Annotated in this window: 14 protein-coding genes; 2 read left to right on the top strand and 12 right to left on the bottom strand. The window is 71.5% G+C overall.

The annotated features are described in order from the left end of the window. Window positions 1-26: 26 nt before the first annotated feature. From rhaI to ACZZ97_RS01230, 7 genes are all read right to left on the bottom strand, one after another. Window positions 27-1,190 carry an L-rhamnose isomerase gene (gene rhaI, locus ACZZ97_RS01260; RefSeq protein WP_463472001.1) on the bottom strand — a complete coding sequence of 388 codons (1,164 nt, stop codon included), beginning with the start codon at window positions 1,188-1,190 and terminating at the stop codon, window positions 27-29. After that, window positions 1,187-1,666, bottom strand: coding sequence for an L-rhamnose mutarotase (locus tag ACZZ97_RS01255; RefSeq protein ID WP_463472000.1), 480 nt, complete (start codon window positions 1,664-1,666; stop codon window positions 1,187-1,189). The genes rhaI and ACZZ97_RS01255 overlap by 4 nt, the downstream gene beginning before the upstream one ends. Before the next feature lie 100 nt (window positions 1,667-1,766). Then, a complete protein-coding gene (locus tag ACZZ97_RS01250; RefSeq protein ID WP_463471999.1) occupies window positions 1,767-3,266 on the bottom strand; it encodes an arabinose isomerase in 1,500 nt (499 codons plus the stop codon). 122 nt (window positions 3,267-3,388) lie between these two features. Continuing rightward, window positions 3,389-4,453, bottom strand: a complete 1,065-nt coding sequence (gene rhaS, locus ACZZ97_RS01245; protein WP_463471998.1) for a rhamnose ABC transporter substrate-binding protein — start codon at window positions 4,451-4,453, stop codon at window positions 3,389-3,391. Window positions 4,454-4,524: 71 nt separating this feature from the next. Continuing rightward, window positions 4,525-5,631: an ABC transporter permease gene (locus ACZZ97_RS01240; protein ID WP_463471997.1), complete on the bottom strand. Its 1,107-nt coding sequence runs from the start codon at window positions 5,629-5,631 to the stop codon at window positions 4,525-4,527. Continuing rightward, window positions 5,624-6,655: an ABC transporter permease gene (locus tag ACZZ97_RS01235; RefSeq protein WP_463471996.1), complete on the bottom strand. Its 1,032-nt coding sequence runs from the start codon at window positions 6,653-6,655 to the stop codon at window positions 5,624-5,626. Before ACZZ97_RS01235 ends, ACZZ97_RS01240 begins: the two co-directional genes overlap by 8 nt. Continuing rightward, window positions 6,652-8,283, bottom strand: coding sequence for a sugar ABC transporter ATP-binding protein (locus tag ACZZ97_RS01230; RefSeq protein WP_463471995.1), 1,632 nt, complete (start codon window positions 8,281-8,283; stop codon window positions 6,652-6,654). The genes ACZZ97_RS01235 and ACZZ97_RS01230 overlap by 4 nt, the downstream gene beginning before the upstream one ends. A gap of 225 nt (window positions 8,284-8,508) precedes the next feature. On the opposite strand from ACZZ97_RS01230, the gene ACZZ97_RS01225 reads away from it, so the two are divergent. Continuing rightward, entirely contained in the window at window positions 8,509-9,543 is a 1,035-nt protein-coding gene (locus tag ACZZ97_RS01225) for a LacI family DNA-binding transcriptional regulator (protein WP_463471994.1), read from the top strand. Here the strand turns inward: ACZZ97_RS01225 and ACZZ97_RS01220 are convergent, their stop codons facing one another. The 4 genes from ACZZ97_RS01220 to ACZZ97_RS01205 form a co-directional block, all read right to left on the bottom strand. Beyond that, window positions 9,544-12,150 (bottom strand): family 78 glycoside hydrolase catalytic domain, encoded by a 2,607-nt coding sequence (locus tag ACZZ97_RS01220; RefSeq protein ID WP_463471993.1) that lies wholly within the window; start codon window positions 12,148-12,150, stop codon window positions 9,544-9,546. 2 nt (window positions 12,151-12,152) lie between these two features. Further along, on the bottom strand, window positions 12,153-13,058 hold the full coding sequence (locus ACZZ97_RS01215; RefSeq protein ID WP_463471992.1) for a carbohydrate ABC transporter permease: 906 nt from the start codon (window positions 13,056-13,058) through the stop codon (window positions 12,153-12,155). A 3-nt stretch (window positions 13,059-13,061) separates the two neighbouring features. Next, the gene (locus tag ACZZ97_RS01210; protein ID WP_463471991.1) at window positions 13,062-13,946 is read right to left on the bottom strand and encodes a carbohydrate ABC transporter permease; all 885 of its coding nucleotides are present in this window, start codon (window positions 13,944-13,946) and stop codon (window positions 13,062-13,064) included. 91 nt (window positions 13,947-14,037) lie between these two features. Continuing rightward, window positions 14,038-15,318, bottom strand: a complete 1,281-nt coding sequence (locus ACZZ97_RS01205; protein ID WP_463471990.1) for an ABC transporter substrate-binding protein — start codon at window positions 15,316-15,318, stop codon at window positions 14,038-14,040. A gap of 117 nt (window positions 15,319-15,435) precedes the next feature. On the opposite strand from ACZZ97_RS01205, the gene ACZZ97_RS01200 reads away from it, so the two are divergent. After that, the gene (locus tag ACZZ97_RS01200) at window positions 15,436-16,473 is read left to right on the top strand and encodes a LacI family DNA-binding transcriptional regulator (protein ID WP_463471989.1); all 1,038 of its coding nucleotides are present in this window, start codon (window positions 15,436-15,438) and stop codon (window positions 16,471-16,473) included. On the opposite strand, the gene ACZZ97_RS01195 is transcribed toward ACZZ97_RS01200, so the two are convergent. Next, entirely contained in the window at window positions 16,460-17,083 is a 624-nt protein-coding gene (locus ACZZ97_RS01195; protein ID WP_463471988.1) for a DUF6518 family protein, read from the bottom strand. The two genes, ACZZ97_RS01200 and ACZZ97_RS01195, sit on opposite strands and share 14 nt — an antisense overlap. Window positions 17,084-17,114 lie beyond the last annotated feature (31 nt).

Raw genomic sequence — 17,114 nt, 5'->3', positions numbered from 1 at the left:
AGCGGTCCGGCCTCGCTCGTCGCGGGTCAGGTCCAGCTGAGCTGCTTGCCGCCCACGCGCTCGGCGGCCAGGCGCTCGGGGGTGCCGCTCGTGAGGTAGGCCGCCATCGGGTCGCGCGGCAGGCCGCGGCCCTCGCGCCAGTCGGCCAGGGCAGGGCGGACGTCGGTGTAGAAGGCGTCCATCAGCACGGCGTTCGCACCGAGGACGTCGTGGGAGGCGCGGGCGGAGTCGAGCGCCGGGCGGTCGACGAGCAGGGCGCGCGCCGTCATCTCCTGCACGTTCAGCACGCTGCGGATCTGGCCGGGGATCTTGTCCTCGACGTTGTGGCACTGGTCGAGCATGAACTGCACGGGCGAGCCGACCTCGAGGCCGCCTCCGTCGACGACCTCGAACAGGATGCGGAACAGCTGGAACGGGTCGGCCGCCCCGACGATCAGGTCGTCGTCGGCGTAGAAGCGCGAGTTGAAGTCGAACGAGCCGAGCTTGCCGAGCCGCAGCAGCTGCATGACGATGAACTCGATGTTCGTGCCCGGGGCGTGGTGGCCGGTGTCGAGGCAGGTCAGCGCGCGGTCGCCGAGGGCGCTCACCTGCGCGTAGCTCGTGCCCCAGTCGGGCACGTCGGTGTGGTAGAACGCCGGCTCGAAGAACTTGTACTCGAGCACGAGGCGCTGCTCGTCGCCGAGGCCCGCGTAGATCTCGGCGAGCGACTCGGCGAGGTGGTCCTGACGCTGGCGGAGCGAGTCCTGTCCGGGGTAGTTGGTGCCGTCCGCGAGCCAGATCTTGAGGTCGCGCGAGCCGGTCTCGTGCATGATCTCGAGGCAGCGGAGGTGGTGGTCGACCGCCTTGCGCCGCACGGCTGCGTCGCTGTGGGCCAGGCTGCCGAACTTGTACGCGTCGTCCTGGAACGTGTTCGAGTTCACGGTGCCGAGGGCGACGCCGAGCCCCTCGGCGTGCGAGCGGAGGGCGCCGAAGTCGTCGACCTCGTCCCACGGGATGTGCAGGGCCACGCTCGGCGCCAGGCCCGTGTGCTCGTGGACGCGCGCCGCGTCGGCGATCTTCTCCTCGGGCGTGCGGGGCGTGCCCGGCGTGCCGAACACCTTGAAGCGCGTGCCCGAGTTGCCGAAGGCCCAGCTGGGCAGCTCGATGGCCTGGCGCTCGAGCGTCGGCGCGATGTCGTCGAAGGTGGTCATGATGCTTCTCCCGTGGTCGTGGTGCCGGACGTCGTCGATGACGCCGGGATCGTGGGGGCTGCGGCAGCCGGGGTCGTGGGGACCGCCGCCGTGGGGCCCGTGCGGTCGGGCTGGCGGCCGCCGCCCGGGAGGCCGAGCTGCGCCTCCAGGTTGAAGACCTGCGTGAGCAGCTCGAAGCCCTCGTCAGGAGGCGTGCCGTCGAGCGAGGTGAAGAACTCGGCCATCGAGGCCTGCCAGCGGGCGTTGACCTCGGTCCGGGCCATCGCCGCCTGGGCGGCCTCGAGCGACACGGCCTCGACGTAGCCGACGAGCAGGCCGTCGGGGGCAGAGAAGAGGGAGTAGCCGTGCCAGCCGCTGTCGTGGAGCGCGTGCAGCATCTCGGGCCAGACATCGGCGTGACGACCGGCGTACTCGTCGAGGCGGTCGGGCGCGACCTGCAGCCGGAACACGTATCGCTCGTGGTCGTGGGCGGTCATCAGGTGGTCTCCGGTTCGTCGTTGAATCGTTTCAATGGATCGAGCGTAGCGTGCGTCCGGGCGCTAGGCAAGACGATCCGGCGACCGGCCGCGCCACTGCTCACGACGTCGCGCGGCCCAGGCTGCGCTCGAAGCCGTCGGCGTCGTCGAACGGCGCCGCGACGTGGCGGTGCTCGATGCCGAGCAGCGACGCCGCGGCGGCGACGTCGCGCGCGACGTGGCCGACGCAGAGCCCCCAGTGGTGCCCGATGCCGCTGCGCGACCACTCGTCGACCCACTCGCCGGGGTCGCCGCCGAAGTCGACGCGCGAGGTCGTGTTGCCGATGGCGAGCAGCGGTCCCGGCACCACGGTGCCCTCGCTCGTGACGAACGACAGCGCGCCGTCGCGGTCCTGGCCGAGGCCGAAGGTCGTGACCGGGCCCGGCTGCACGTCGAACTCGACGCTCACGCCGTGGCCGCGCTTGCCGTGGAACACGCCGAGCCCCCGCAGCACGGGGCGTGACGACGAGATCGCGAGGTGTGCCGGCCCGTCGTGGCCCATCTCGACCACGTCGTCGTCGAAGTTGATCGCCTGGATCTCGGTGAACGACCCGCCGACCCCGAGAGCCTGCGCCGCGAGCATCGCGACGGAGGTGCGCAGCTCGTACTCGCCCACGGCCGGCACTCCGCGGGCGTTCAGCAGGGACGCCCCGAGGATGAGGCCCGCGCCGAGCCGTTCGTGCTGCTCGCCCGCGAGGCCACGGTGGTAGTAGGCGAGCGAGTCGAGGTCGAAGTCGTCGACGAGGCGGTCGAGCCCGACCGAGACGCGGGCGGCCCAGTCGAGGTCCTCCTCGGCGACGGAGGGGTCGACGTCGAACACCTGGCGGGCGAGGGCGACCCGCTCCCCGACCGCGGCGTCGGAGACCTCGTCGACGCGCACGCGGAGGTCGTCGAGCTCGAGCACCTCGACGTGCGACCCGAAGTGCGTCGAGAGCAGGGTGAGGTCGGTCGAGACGTCGAGCATGCCGGGGTAGAGGTGGCCCATCAGCCCGTGGCGGGCCTCGCGCAGCCGTGCGCGGACGCCGGCGGCGTGCACCCAGCGCTCGATGCGCCTCCAGGCCCGCTCGCTGCGGAGGTGGCCCGTGACCGATCGGAACTCGATGCCCGCCCGGGCGAAGACGTTCGCGACCTCGGGCACCGGGCACTGCCCGCAGTAGGCGAGCCACAGGCCGGTGTCGAAGCGGTCGTGGTCCATCGACGGGGTGGGCTGCAGGTCGATGACGAGCACGGGCACGCCGGCCCGTTGCGCGATCGGCAGGACCATCGACGAGGTCAGGTACGTGGTGAGGAAGACGACGATCAGGTCGCAGTCGGCCGTGCGCAGCGTCTCGGCCGCGACCCGCGCCTCCTGCGCGTCCGAGATGAAGCCGGTGTCGATCGTCTCGGCGTCGAGGGCGCCGAAGCGCTCGACGACGTAGCGGGTGGACTCCTGCAGCTGGGGCAGGAGTCCGGGGAACTGGGGCCAGTAGGTGCCGAGCCCGCCGGCCACGAGGCCGACGCGGGTGCGACGACGGCGGAACGGGGGCAGCAGGTCGCCGACCGACGAGGAGGTGGTGCTCATGGAGATCGCTCCGGTGCAGGGGCCGAGGGAAGAGAAGAAGGAGGGGGAGGACGTGCCGGGGGCGGCGGTGCCGGGGGTGCACACCGCCGCGCCCCGTCACGGGCTACGACTGGGAGCCGGGCCTAGAAGTCGTAGTCGTCGATGTTGTCGGCGTCGAACTCGGTCGGCGGGCCGACGATGACGATGCCGTCGGCGCCGACGGTGCGCTCACCGAGGTCGCCGGCGGTGAAGGTGTCGCCCTCCTCGCCGGTGATGGTGCCGTCGACGAGCGCCTGGCCGGCGTAGGCCGCGACCTCGCCGAGCTGCGCCGGGTCCCAGAGGGCGAACGCGGTGACGGTGCCGTCCTTGACGAACTCGCGCATCTCGTTCGGCAGGCCGAGCCCGGTCAGCGCGACCTTGCCCTTGTACTCCGAGGTCGAGAGGTAGCGGGCCGTCGCGGCGATGCCGACCGTGGTCGGCGAGATGATGCCCTTGAGGTCCGGGTTGGCCTGCAGCAGGCCCTGCGCCTCCTGGAACGACTTGGCGTCGTCGTCGTCGCCGTAGACGGTCGAGACGATGGTGATGCCGGCGTAGTCCGGGTTCGTGTCGACCTCTTCCTGGATGTACTTGATCCACTCGTTCTGGTTCGTGGCGTTCGCGGTCGCCGAGAGGATCGCGATGTCGCCCTGGCCGCCGATCTGCTCGCTCATCTGGCGGATCTGGATCAGCGCGACGTCCTTGGCCTCGACCTGGCTGACGAACACGTCACGGTAGTCGGGGTTGGTGTCCGAGTCGAAGGCGACGATCTTCGCTCCGCCGTCGCGCGCCTCCTTCAGGGCCGGCCCGACCGCGTCGGGGTCGTTCGCGGCGATGACGATGACGTTCGTGCCCTGCTGCGTGAGGGTGTTGAGGAACGTGACCTGTGAGGAGGCGCTCGCCTCGAGCGGGCCGACCACGCTGTAGTCGTAGCCGATCGCCTTCGACGCGGACTCGCCGCCGCCGAGCACGACGTCGGTGTAGGGGTTGTTCAGCTGCTTCGGCACGAAGGCGATCGACTCGGTGCCGCCCGAGCCGGAGCCCGAGCTGGCGTCGTCGCTGGCCGCCGTGAGGGCGCAGCCGGAGGCGACGAGGGTGACGGTCGCGAGGGCGGCGACCGCGGCGGCGGCACGCCGGAGGGCGCGGCCTCGGGTGTAGGTGGGGAACTCCATCGTTCTGTCCTTTGCTGTGGGTGGGACGGTGCGGGTGTGGTGAGGTGGTGCGGGTGGGTTCGTGGGGCTGCCTAGGCGTGCTCGGCGGAGCGGGCCAGCACGGCCCTCTCCGACCGTCTCGCTCGGGTCTTCTCGCGGACGACCGAGATCAGGCTCGGCGTCACCACGCTCCCGACGAGCAGCAGGCCGGTGACGACGTTGAGCACGACGTCGCTGATGCCGCCGAGCCGCAGTGCGTAGCTGATGCTCGAGATGATCAGCACGCCGGCGACGACGCCGGGGATCGAGCCGCGGCCGCCGAAGATCGAGACGCCGCCGAGCAGCACCGCGGCGATCACGGCCAGCTCGATGCCGGTCGCGTTGTCGCTGCGGGCGCTCGAGTATCGGAGGGTCCAGTAGATGCCGACCAGGGCCGAGACGACGCCGGTCGAGACGAACATCCAGAACTTGGCACGGCCGACGTGGACGCCGACGAAGCTCGCGGCCTCCTTGCTGAAGCCGATCGCGGGCAGGGCCCGGCCGAACGAGCTGAAGTGCAGCAGCACACCGAAGAAGAGGATGACGACGACGACGCCGACCATCACCGTGGGGATGCCCGTGCCGCCGATCTTCGACGTGAAGAACGAGGTGAGCCCGGGCGGGAAGTTCGCGACGGCGTCGTCGCCGATCACGACGAGCGCGAGTCCGCGGTAGAGCGCGAGGGTGCCGATCGTGACCGCGAGGCTCGGCAGCCCGATCGTCGTCACGAGCGCGCCGTTCAGGGCACCGCAGACGACGCCGATCAGCACGCAGACGACGAAGATCTCGGGGATGCCCCAGCCTGCCGCCCACAGCACGCCCATCGTGGCGCTCGTGAGGCCGGCGGTGCTGGCGACCGAGAGGTCGATCTCTCCGGTGATCACGACGAGCGCCATCGGCATGGCGATCATGAGGATCGGGATGGCGTCGAGCAGCAGGAACCCGGTGGTCTGCACGCTGGCGAACCGCGGCACGGTGAGGGCGCAGACGAGCAGGGTCGCGAGCAGGGCCCAGACCATGATCGCTCCGCGACCGGTCAGGAGGCGGCGGCGCCGCAGCGCCCGCTCGGCGCGCGCCCCGGGGTCGCGGGCGCCGGCGCGGGCAGAGGAGGCAGCGGACGCGGAGGCCTCGGGGGCGTGGGTGACGGTCTGGTCAGGCATTGGTGGCCTCGCTCGTGCGCAGTCGTCGGGCCTTGCGGATCGAGGCGATCCGCTCGACGAGGATGGCGGTCAGGATGAGGACGCCGACGATGGCCTGCTGCCAGAACTTGTCGACGCCGAGGGCGGTGAGGCTGCTCGTGATGGTGGTCAGCAGCACGGCGCCGATCGCCGCGCCGACGACGCTGCCCGAGCCGCCGAAGATCGCGATGCCGCCGACGACGGCCGCGGCGACGATGTCCAGCTCGAGCCCGGTGCCGGTCGTCGCACCGACCGAGTTGAAGCGGCTGGCGTAGAGCACGCCCGCCAGGCCGGTCAACGTGCCGTTGAGGACGAAGGCCGTGACGACCCGCCTGCTCACCGCGATCCCGAACAGGCGTGCCGCCTCCTCGTCCGACCCGATGGCGTACAGGTCGCGGCCGGGCCGCGTGCGGGCCAGGAACACGGCGACGAGCACGACGACGACCACGGCGATGACCGTGATGATCGGGATGCCCAGCACGGTGTCGACCGACAGGCGCCCGAAGGCAGCGGGCCGGTCGCCGGCGAAGTACTGCTGACCGCCGGCCCAGGCGTTGTTGAGGCCGCGGTAGATGTAGAGCATGCCGAGCGTGATCACGAGCGACGGCACCCTGGCCACGGTCACCAGGAACCCGTTCACGGCCCCGAGCACCGCCCCGATCGCGAGCCCGATCAGGAAGACGAACACGATCGGGATGTCGGGCGCGGCGGCGAACACCGTGCCGGTCGCGAAGGCGACGAGCCCGAGGATCGACCCGACCGAGAGGTCGATGTTGTTCGTGATGATGACGGTGCCGAGGCCGACGGCCATGATCACCGTGATCGTGGCGTTCAGCATGAGGTCCTTCACGCCTTGGGCCGAGACGAAGAGCGGGTTGGCGATCGTCGTGACGATCACCAGCACGACGAGGGCGGACGCGACGGGCACCTCGCGCTGCCGGAGCAGCGCGGCGACCGGGTTCCGTCCCGACGTGGGGGCAGGCGCGAGGGCGTGGGAGGTGGTCATCGGCTGGCCTCTGCGGTCGCTGTCGGGGGCGTGGTCGGGCTGGAGGGGATGGTCGGGCTGGCTGCGGGCGCGGTCGGCGCGGCCTCGGTCAGGTCGGCGGCGTCGGAGCCGGAGCCGGTCGCCGCGTGCATGACGCGCTCGGCCGTCGCCTCTGCGCGGTCGAGGGTCGCGGTGAGCCGCCCCTCGTGCATGACGAGCACGCGGTCGGCCATGCCGAGCACCTCCGGCAGCTCGGACGAGATCATCAGCACGGCGATGCCGCGTCCGGCGAGGTCGCTGATCAGCCGGTGCACCTCGCTCTTCGTGCCGACGTCGATGCCGCGGGTCGGCTCGTCCACGATGAGGAACGTCGGGACGGTCGCCAGCCACTTGGCCAGAACGACCTTCTGCTGGTTGCCGCCCGACAGGGTCGCGACGGGCAGCTCCTGGCTGCCGGTCTTGACCTGGAGGCGCTCCGACCAGTCGGCCGCCGCCTCCCGTTCACGTCGGGCGCTGACCAGGCCGAACCGGCTCAGCGTCCTGCGGAGCGTCAGGGTCGTGTTGCGGCTGACCGACATGTCCATCACGAGACCCTGCTTGCGCCTGTCCTCGGGCACGAAGCCGATGCCCGCGGTGATGGCGGCCATCGGGTCCCGACGGGCGAGCGGCCTGCCGTTCACCGTCACGCTGCCGGCGTCGTAGCGGTCGATTCCGAAGAGCGCCCTGGCGACCTCGGTGCGGCCCGCGCCGACGAGGCCGGCCAGCCCGACGATCTCGCCCGCCCGCACCTCGAACGACACGTCGTGGAAGACGCCCTGCCGCGTCAGGCCCTCGACAGTGACGACGGGCTCGCCGACCCGCGCCTCCTGCTTGGGGAACAGCTGGTCGACGTCGCGGCCGACCATCGCGCGGACTATCTCTGCCGTCGTGACGTCGCCGGTCGCGTGCTCGGAGATGAAGGCGCCGTCGCGCATCACCGTGATGCGGTCGCTGAGGCCGAAGACCTCGTCGAAGCGGTGCGAGATGAACATGATCGCGCTGCCGCGGTCGCGCAGGGACCGGGCGACGCCGAACAGGCGCTCGACCTCGACGCCGCTGAGGGCGGCCGTCGGCTCGTCCATGATCAGCACCTTGGCGTCGAGCGAGATGGCCTTGGCGATCTCGATGATCTGCTGATCGGCGATCGAGAGGCCCTCGGCGACGCGGTCGGGGTCGATCGGCACGCCGAGCCGCTCGAAGAGGGCGCGCGCGTCGGCGCGCATCTTCGCGCGGTCGATGAAGCCGAGGCGCGAGGTGGGCTGACGGCCGACGAAGATGTTCTCGGCGACGGTGAGGTCGGGGAACAGCGTCGGCTCCTGGTAGATGACGCTCACGCCGGCGGCCTTGCTCTCGGCCGGGGTGCGGAAGACGATCGGGTGCCCGTCGAAGAGGAACTCGCCGCTGTCGGGCTGGTGCACCCCGGCGAGGATCTTCACCATCGTGGACTTGCCGGCGCCGTTCTCGCCGACGAGGGCGTTGATCTCGCCGGCGCGGAGCTGGACGCTGCCGCTGGCCAGCGCGACCACGGTGCCGAACGTCTTGCGGGCCCCCCTCAGCTCGAGCACGGGGGCCGTCGGCGAGAGGCCGGCGGGCGTGGGGTCGATCGACATCGATCGTTCTCCTCATCGAGAAATGAATCGTTTCAAATGGTGTCGGGGACGACAGTAGGGGCGGGCTGCGACGGCGTCAAGCACCAGTTGAGTCTCGGCCGCCCGCGGCTCGCGGCCCCCCGGTCGTCGCCCCCGGCGAGGCCCGGCCTAGACTCGGCCCCGTCGGCGTGGTCCGATCACCCGGTCGGCCATCAGGTCGGGACGGTCGAGGGGCAGGAGGCGCGGGTGGAGTCGGTGAGCATCCGCGACGTCGCGACGACGGCGGGCGTCTCGGTCGGCACCGTGTCCAACGTGCTGAACCGGCCCGACAAGGTCAGCCCCGCCACGGTCGAGCGCGTGCACGCGGCGATCGACGAGCTCGGCTTCGTGCGCAACGACGCCGCCCGGCAGCTCCGCGCCGGTGCCAGCCGGGCCATCGGCCTCGTGATCCTCGACGGGGGCAACCCGTTCTTCTCCGACGTCGCCCGCGGCGCGGAGACCGCCGCCGAGAAGGCCGGCCGCGTCGTCCTGCTCGGCAACAGCGACCAGCAGGTGGAGCGCGAGGCGCACTACCTCGACCTCTTCGAGGCGAACCGCGTGCTCGGCATCCTCATCTCCCCGGTCGGCGACGTGACCGCCCGGCTGGCGCGGCTGCGCCGACGCGGGACCCCCGCGGTGCTCGTCGACCGGCAGGCCGAGCTCACGGACTTCTCGTCGGTCTCCGTCGACGACGTGCGCGGCGGCCAGCTGGCTGCCGAGCACCTCCTGTCGGTCGGTCGCCGCCGTCTCACGTTCGTCGGCGGGCCGCTCGACCTGCAGCAGGTGGCCGACCGCCTCCAGGGTGCGCAGGAGGCGGTGCGCGCCGCGAACGCGGCGGCCCCGGTCGCCGAGCAGGTCGTGCTCGAGGTCGTCGAGGTGCCGGCGCTCACGGTCGAGCACGGTCGCGCCGCAGCCGCCGAGCTCATGTCGCGCCCGGCGGACGAGCGACCCGATGCGGTCTTCGCCGCGAACGACCTCGTCGCGATGGGCGTGCTGCAGTCGCTCGTGATGCTCGGTGACCTGCGGGTGCCCGACGACGTCGCCCTGATCGGCTACGACGACATCGACTTCGCCCGCGCGGCCGTGGTGCCGCTCAGTTCGATCCGCCAGCCCAGCGCCCTGATCGGGCAGACGGCGATGGACATCCTCCAGGACGAGATCGACGACCCCGCCCGCTCGCCGCGCCGGGTCGTCTTCGCGCCCGAGCTCGTGGTGCGCGCGAGCACCGTGCCCGACGCCTGATCAGCCCGCGGCGGCAGCCGCGCCGACCTCGGTCGCGACCGCCGAGCAGATGAACTCGTGGCGACCGTGCGACACCTCGACGGTCGTGCCGTCGGGCAGGGAGACCTCGCCCGTCGTGCCGACGGGCAGCACGACCGTGAGTGCGAGAACCTCGCCCTCGACCCGCCACGCTGACGACACCTCGCCGTAGGGCGACAGGTGTCGACCCGACGCGTGCGTCAGCCCGCCGCCGGGACGCGGGGCGAAGCGGACCCTGCGCCAGCCAGGTGCCGCGGGCGCCAGCCCCGCGACGGTGGCGTGCATCCAGTCCGCCACGGCGCCGAGCGCGTAGTGGTTGAAGCTCGTCATCTCGCCGGGGTTGACGGTGCCGTCGGGCAGCATGCTGTCCCAGCGCTCCCAGATGGTCGTCCCGCCCATGTCGACGGTGTACAGCCACGACGGGCACGAGCGCTCGAGGACGAGGTCGTAGGCCCGGTCGACGTGTCCCGTCCGGGTGAGGGCGGGGGCGACGACGGGGGTCCCGGCGAAGCCGGTCGCGATGCGGTTGCCGGCCTCGGCGACGAGCTCGGCGAGCCGGTCGCCCGCGGCCTGCGCGTCCTCTCCCTCGACCAACCCGAACTCGAGGGCGAGCCCGTAGGCGGTCTGAGCGTCGCTCGTCGTGTGCCCGCGGCCGTCGGTCCAACGCCCCGCGAAGGCCTCGCGCACCTCCTCGGCGATCGAGTCGTAGCGCGCGGCCTCGGCGCCCTTGCCGAGGACGGCGGCGGTGGCCGCCAGGTGGCGGGTCGACCAGTACAGGTACGCCGTCGCGACGAGGTACCGGTCGGTGAGCGCGTCGGCCGGGTCGTCCGGCGGCGCGGCCGGGTCGAGCCAGTCGCCGAGCTGGAAGCCCTCGTCCCAGATCCGGTCGTCCCCGGCCCGGGCGAGGATCAGGTCGACCCAGGCCTTGGCCGAGTCCCACTGGCGGGCCAGCACGCCGGAGTCGCCGAACCGCTCCCAGAGGACCCACGGGGTGAGCACCGCGGCGTCGCCCCAGACCGCGCCCGGCTCGATCGGCTCCCACGACGGACCGCCGGGGATCCGCGGCACGAACCACGGCACCGTGCCGTCCGGCAGCTGGTCGACGGCGAGGTCCTGCAGCCACGAGCCGAGCATGCCCGAGCAGTCGTACAGGTAGGAGGCGGTGGGCGCGAACACCTGGATGTCGCCCGTCCAGCCCAGGCGCTCGTCGCGCTGCGGGCAGTCGGTCGGGATGTCGACGAAGTTGCCGCGGGTGCTCCACAGCACGTTCTCGTGGAGTCGCTCGAGACCAGGGTCGGAGCAGGCGAACCAGCCCGTGCGCTCCATGTCGGTGTGCAGCACGCGGGCGACGACCGCCGCGGGGTCGAACTCCCCCGGCCATCCCTCGACCTCCGCGTAGCGGAAGCCGTGGATCGTGAAGCGGGGCTCCCAGGTGACGGGACCGTCGCCTCCCAGGGTCACGACGTCCTCCGCCGCGGCCAGGCGGAGGGTTCGCCGGTAGAGCTCGCCCTCCTGGAGCACCTCGGCGTGGCGCAGGGTCACCTCGCGGCCCGCCTCGCCGTCGACCGTGATGCGCAGTCGTCCCACCAGGTTCTGGCCGAAGTCGAGCACCACGGTGCCACGAGGCGTCGTCCAGTGCGCGACCGGGGCGATCTCCTCGGTGCAGCGCACCGGCGGCTGCTCGGGCGCGACCAGGGTGCGCGGGTCGCGCTCTCCCGTGGCCACGGGAGTCCACCCGTCCCTGTCTGCACCGGCGCTCGACCAGCCGTGGCCGTCGAGCCGCAGGTCGTGGCGTTCGCCGTCGTAGAGCCCGCTGAACGCGATCGGGCTGGGCGCCGCCTCCCACCGGTCGTCCGTGGCGACGACGACGCGGGTCCCGTCGACGAGCTCGATCTCGAGCTGGGCGAGGAACGACAGATCAGTGCCGTAGAGGTCGTGGTAGCCGCCGTTGAAGCCGAGGCGTCCGCGGTACCAGCCGTCACCGAGCCACGCCCCGACGACGTTCTCGCCCGCCCCGAGCAGGTCGGTGACGTCGTACGTGCGGTAGCGCAGCCGGGAGTCGTACGAGGTCCAGCCCGGCGAGAGCTCGTCGTCGCCGACCCGGACTCCGTTGAGCTCGGCCTCGAAGACGCCGTGCGCCGTCGCGTACAGGCGAGCGGAGGCGACGGCCGCGTCGAGACGGAAGGCACGCCGCACACGGGAGGGGCGCCGATCGGTGCCCGGCTCCTCGGGCCAGGACCCGCCGACCGGGCGCGCCAGCCAGTCCGACGGCGTGAGGAGGCCCGCCTCGACGGCGGTCGGGGCGCTCCACGGCGACGTCGCGCCGTCGGCGCCCGTCACGCGGACGCGGACCTCGACCCGCTGCCGCGAGGCGAGGTCGGCGAACGGCCAGGGCACGAGGACCTGCTCGCCGGTGCCGACGACCGCCGTCGCCACCTGCCGCCCGCCGTCGTCGAGGGCGATCTCGACGGATTCCTGCCGCCAGCCGGACGGGCCGTCGAGCTGCCAGCTCAGGCGGGGACGGGGGGTGCCGAGGCCCAGGGCCTCACGGCCGTGCTCGACCCGCAGGTCGGTGATCGTCGCGCTCATGGTCACCCCTTGACCGCACCGGCGGTCAGGCCCTTCTGGACTTGCTTGTTCAGGAACAGGTAGATCACGAGGATCGCGACGACGTTGAGGCAGATGGCGGCGAACAGCGGGCCGTACTGCACCGAGCCGAACTGGCCGGTGAAGTTGAGCAGGCCCACCTGCAGCGTGCGGAGCGATCCGGAGTTCGTGAACGTCAGCGCGATGAGCAGGTCGTTCCACAGCATGAAGAACTGCACCAGCCCCACGGTGAAGAGCGCGTTGCGCACCATCGGCAGGCCGACCAGGAAGAACGACCGGATCAGCCCGGCGCCGTCGAGCATCGCCGCCTCGAAGATCTCGCGCGGGACGGCCCTGAAGAAGGTGGCCATCAGGAAGACCGCCAGCGGCAGGCTCGTCGCGGTGTACGTGATGAGCAGCGGCCAGAGCGTCCCGGTGAGCCCGAGCCTGAAGTACGCGGCGAACAGGGGCAGCAGGATCATCTGCGTCGGCACCATGATGCCGGCGAGGAACGTGATGAGGATCGCGCCGCGGCCCTTCCAGACGAGCACCTCGAGCGCGAAGCCCGCCATGGAGCCGAACAGCAGCACCAGGAGGAGCGACGGGAAGACGGTCAGGACGGAGTTCGACGCGTACTGCGCGAAGTTGCCCTGGGTCCACGCGAAGACGTAGTTGTCGAAGTTCCACTGCTGGGGCAGGGCCCAGACGGGCTGCTCGAGGAACTCGGTCTGCGTCTTGAACGACCCGAGGAGCATCCAGACGAGCGGCCCCACCACGATGACGAGGAGGAGCGCGACGAGCGCACCGCTCACGACCTGTCCGACGCGTCGCCGGGAGGATCCACGACGCCTCGAGGTCGGACGGCGGAGGGGCGTGGACGTCGCGGGGACGGCGGTGTCGACGGAGGTCATCGGTCAGTCCTTCGTGAGGTCGCGGCGGTTCGCGCGGAAGATGAAGACGGTCACCAGCAGCGACACGATCGTGAGCAGGAACGCGACGGTGCTGCCGTAGCCGTACTGGCCGAAGCGGAACGACGTGTCGAACATGTAGATCGTCAGGGGGCTGGTCGACGTGCCCGGCCCGCCGTTCGTGAGCGCGAGGATGCTGTCGAAGACCTTGAGCGTCCCGTTGACGGAGAAGATCAACGACGAGACCAGCACGGGCAGCGAGAGCGGCAGGACGATGCGGCGGACGAGTCCGAAGCCGGACGCGCCGTCGATGCGAGCCGACTCGAACACCTCCTCGGGGATGTCGAGCAGGCCGGCGTAGAGCAGCACCCCGTAGAAGCCCATCGAGCGCCACACGTCCATGATGATGATCACGAGGAAGGCCGTGCCCCCGTCGCCGAACCAGTCGACGGACGACAGGCCCACCGCCTCGAGGGCCGTGTTGACGAGCCCGTTCTGCGGCGCGATCGCGAACATCTGCTGGAACAGCAACGCGACCGCGACGGTCGGCAGGACGACGGGGAAGAAGACCAGGGTGCGGACCGCGCTCGACCACTTCCGCAGCACGAAGACGTACAGCAGCGACAGCAGGTAGCCGAAGCCGACCTGCAGGATCGTCATGAGCACGGCGTAGCGGACCGTGAGCAGCAGCGCGTCGCGCACCCGGGTGTCGGTGAGGAGGCGCTGGTAGTTCTCGAGTCCCGAGAAGGTGAAGCCCGTGATCGCGTTGCCGCTGGTCAGGGTGTAGCCGAACGAGACGACGATGGGGACGAGCATCACGACGGAGTAGATGAGCAGGGCGGGCCCGATGAGGATCAGGGTCGCGCGCCGGTCGCCGAGCAGGGGGTTCATGGGGTGCCTTCGGTCCGAGCAGACGGTCGTGGAGGGTCGGCGGAGGCAGGGACGCGGGATCGGCGCACCCCTGCCCCCCGCCGAGGAGGCGTCAGCCCAGGTCGCCCTGGACGAGCGTCATGAACTCCTCGGCCGTGATGGCGCCGGTGACGAGCTGGGCGGCGTTCTGCTGCGAGGTCGTCGTCGCCTGCGTGCTGAAGTACGCCTCGAACCAGGGGATGGTGGTGTCGGTGGCCGCGATGCGGTCGCGCACCTCCGTCGTCAGCGCGGTGCCGGCGGCGTCGCCCGACACCGTGAAGCCGGAGATGCGGCTGCTGTCCTCGAGGGCGACCTGGCCGTAGTTCTCGGCGATGCACTTGACCCAGGCCTTGCTGTCGTCGTTCAGCACGCTCGGGTTGATCGTGAAGGGCAGGCCGACGTTGGCCACGAGCTGGCTGCTGTCGCCCTCGCCGCCCTCGACGGCGGGGAACGGCAGGTAGCCGATGGCGTCCTCGCCGATCTGGTTCGCCGTGTCGTCGGCGAAGTTGCTCAGCACCCAGCTGCCCATGTAGAGCATCGGCGAGCTGCCGTTGAGGAACTGGTTGATCGACGTGTCGTAGTCGATCGAGCCGACTCCCTCGCCGAAGTAGCCGGCCGCGCCGAGGTCGGCGACCTGCTGGGCCGCGGCCACGTACTCGGGGTCGGTCAGCTCGGCGTCGCCGTCGGCGACTGCCTGGAGGGCGTCCGGGCCGAGCTCGCGCTCGATGAGGTTGCCCACCAGGCGTGTGAGGGGCCAGCCCTGCTCGCCGCTCGCGGCGAACGGGGTGAGGCCGGCGTCCTGGAACGTGCCGGCCGCGGCGACGACGTCGTCCCAGCTCTCGGGCACGTCGACGCCGTTGTCGGCGAAGAGCGTCTTGTTGTACCAGATGCCCTCGATGTTGTACTCGGTCGGCAGCACGAGGAACTCCCCGTCGTAGAGCGACTCGACGGTCGACCGCGCGGCGGGCTCGATCGAGTCGGCCGCGCCGATCTCGTCGAGCAGCTCGTCGAAGTGCGCGACGAAGCCGGCGTCGTCGAGCTGCTGCACGAGCTCGTTCGTGTCGACGGCGTACATGACGGGGAGGCCGCCCTGACCGGCGAGCAGCTGCACCTGCTGGTTGAGGTTCGTCTGCGGGACGGTCTCGACCTTCAGCGGCATGGCCTCGTTCTCGGTGGCGCAGGCGCCGTCGGCGAGAGTCTGAAGCGTTGCAGGGACGACCTCGTTCTCGACGTTGCCGAGGACGGAGAACTCGGTGGCTGCCTGGCCCGCTCCGCCACCCGAGCACGCGGTGAGACCCGCGATGGTCAGGCCGGTGACGGCGAAGGCAGCGACACGGCGTGCGGTGCGGGACATCATTCCTCCTTGAATGGTGGGCGCCTCATGAAAGTTGAAGCGCTTCATAATTGACCGGACTCCACGGGCTTGTCAACACCCGATCTCGATCGATCGCGAGCTAGGCTCGGCTGCACGATGAGCGTCTCGATCCCTCCCTCCCCGCACCGCCCTCCAGTGATGGCCGACGTCGCGAGGCTGGCCGGGGTCTCGCTGGGCACGGTGTCGAACGTGGTGAACGCTCCCGACCGGGTCCGCCCCGCGACGCGGCTGAGGGTCGAGGCGGCCATCGCCTCCCTGGGCTTCGTGCCGAACACCTCCGCGCGTACCCTCGCAGCGGGCCGGGGCACCCTCGTCGGCTTCGTCGCCGTCGACCTCGGCAACTCGTACTTCCTCGACATCGCCCGCGGCGTCGAGCGCGCGGCGGACCTCGCTCAGCAGTCGGTGCTGCTCGGCAACTCCGACGTCGACCTCGACAAGCAGACGGGGTACCTCAACCTGTTCGAGCAGGCCCAGGCGGCGGGCATCGTCCTCGCCCCGTTCGACGGCCCGATGGACGAGGCGCGTCGGCTGCGGCGTCGCGGGCTGCGAGTCGTCTACGTCAACTGGCCGGGCGACGGCGAGGAGAGCTGCGGCGTCGTCGTCGACGAGGAGCTCGGCGGACGGCTGGCGGCCGAGCACCTCCTCGAGCAGGGCCGTCGGGAGCTCGTCTTCGTCGGCGGCCCCCTCGACCTCACCGCCGTGCGGCACCGGTTCGAGGGCGCCTCGGCCGCGGCCCGAGACGCCGGCGTCCCGCTTCGCCTGATGACCACCTCGGCACTGACGGTGCGCGCCGGTCTCACCGTGGGCAGCGAACTCCTCGCCCAGGAGGCGGCGGACAGGCCGGACGGGATCGTCGCCGCCTCCGACGCACTCGCGTCGGGCATCGTGCAGTCGCTGCTGCTCGGCGGGGTGGACATCCCCCGCGACCTGTCGATCACCGGCTATGACGACAACCACTTCGCGCAGGGCACGACCCTGCCGCTCACGACCGTGGGGCAGCCCGGCGTCGAGATGGGAGGCCAGGCCATGCGCCTCCTCCGGGACGAGCTCGACCACCCGTCCACCCACCGACACGAGACGGTCGTGCTGCCGCCACGCCTGATCGTGCGCGGCAGCAGCGTCAGAGCACGCTGAACACGGCGACGAAGGCCGCGGCCCCGACGGCCGTGAGCCCGACGGCGAGCGCGCGCTCCCGCCACCCGTCGAGTCGCCGGACCGCGACCCAGCCGAGCGCCGCGACGCCCACGGCGATGCTGATCAGCCACCAGGTCGTCCCCGTCGTCTCCGCCACGCGGACGAGGCCGGAGACGCCGTCGCCGATCATCACGGCGGCGAGGACCGCGATCCCCGCCGCACGGAGCACGGGGCGGGGCGACCACCACCACAGCCCGGCGAGCCCGATGGCGGGCCCGGCCAGGGTCGCCGCCGTGAACCAGAAGTCGCCCGGACCGTACGAGTCGGGGAAGCCCCGCAGGGTGGACACGACCACGTAGCCCTGGACCGCGGCGTGGAACACGACGAGGCCGAGCCCGGCCGCCGTCCACCACCGGCGGGCGCTCGGCCTGCGCGTGACCACGACGGCCGTCGCATAAGCGAGGACCATCCAGCCGCCGCTCGAGTTCGCGAACGAGCTCAGCCCCCCGGGCAGGTACTGCTGGCCGTAGGAGGTGGCGCCGCCGAGCACGAGACCGACGGCCGCGCCGAGCAGCCACCAGCCGAGAGTCATCACGAGCGAACGGGTCATCCCGCGAGCTTCACAGGTCGGCTGCCGCGTG

This window comes from Frigoribacterium sp. AC512 (genome assembly GCF_979258295.1).
This window is presented reverse-complemented; position numbering and strand designations above follow the sequence as displayed.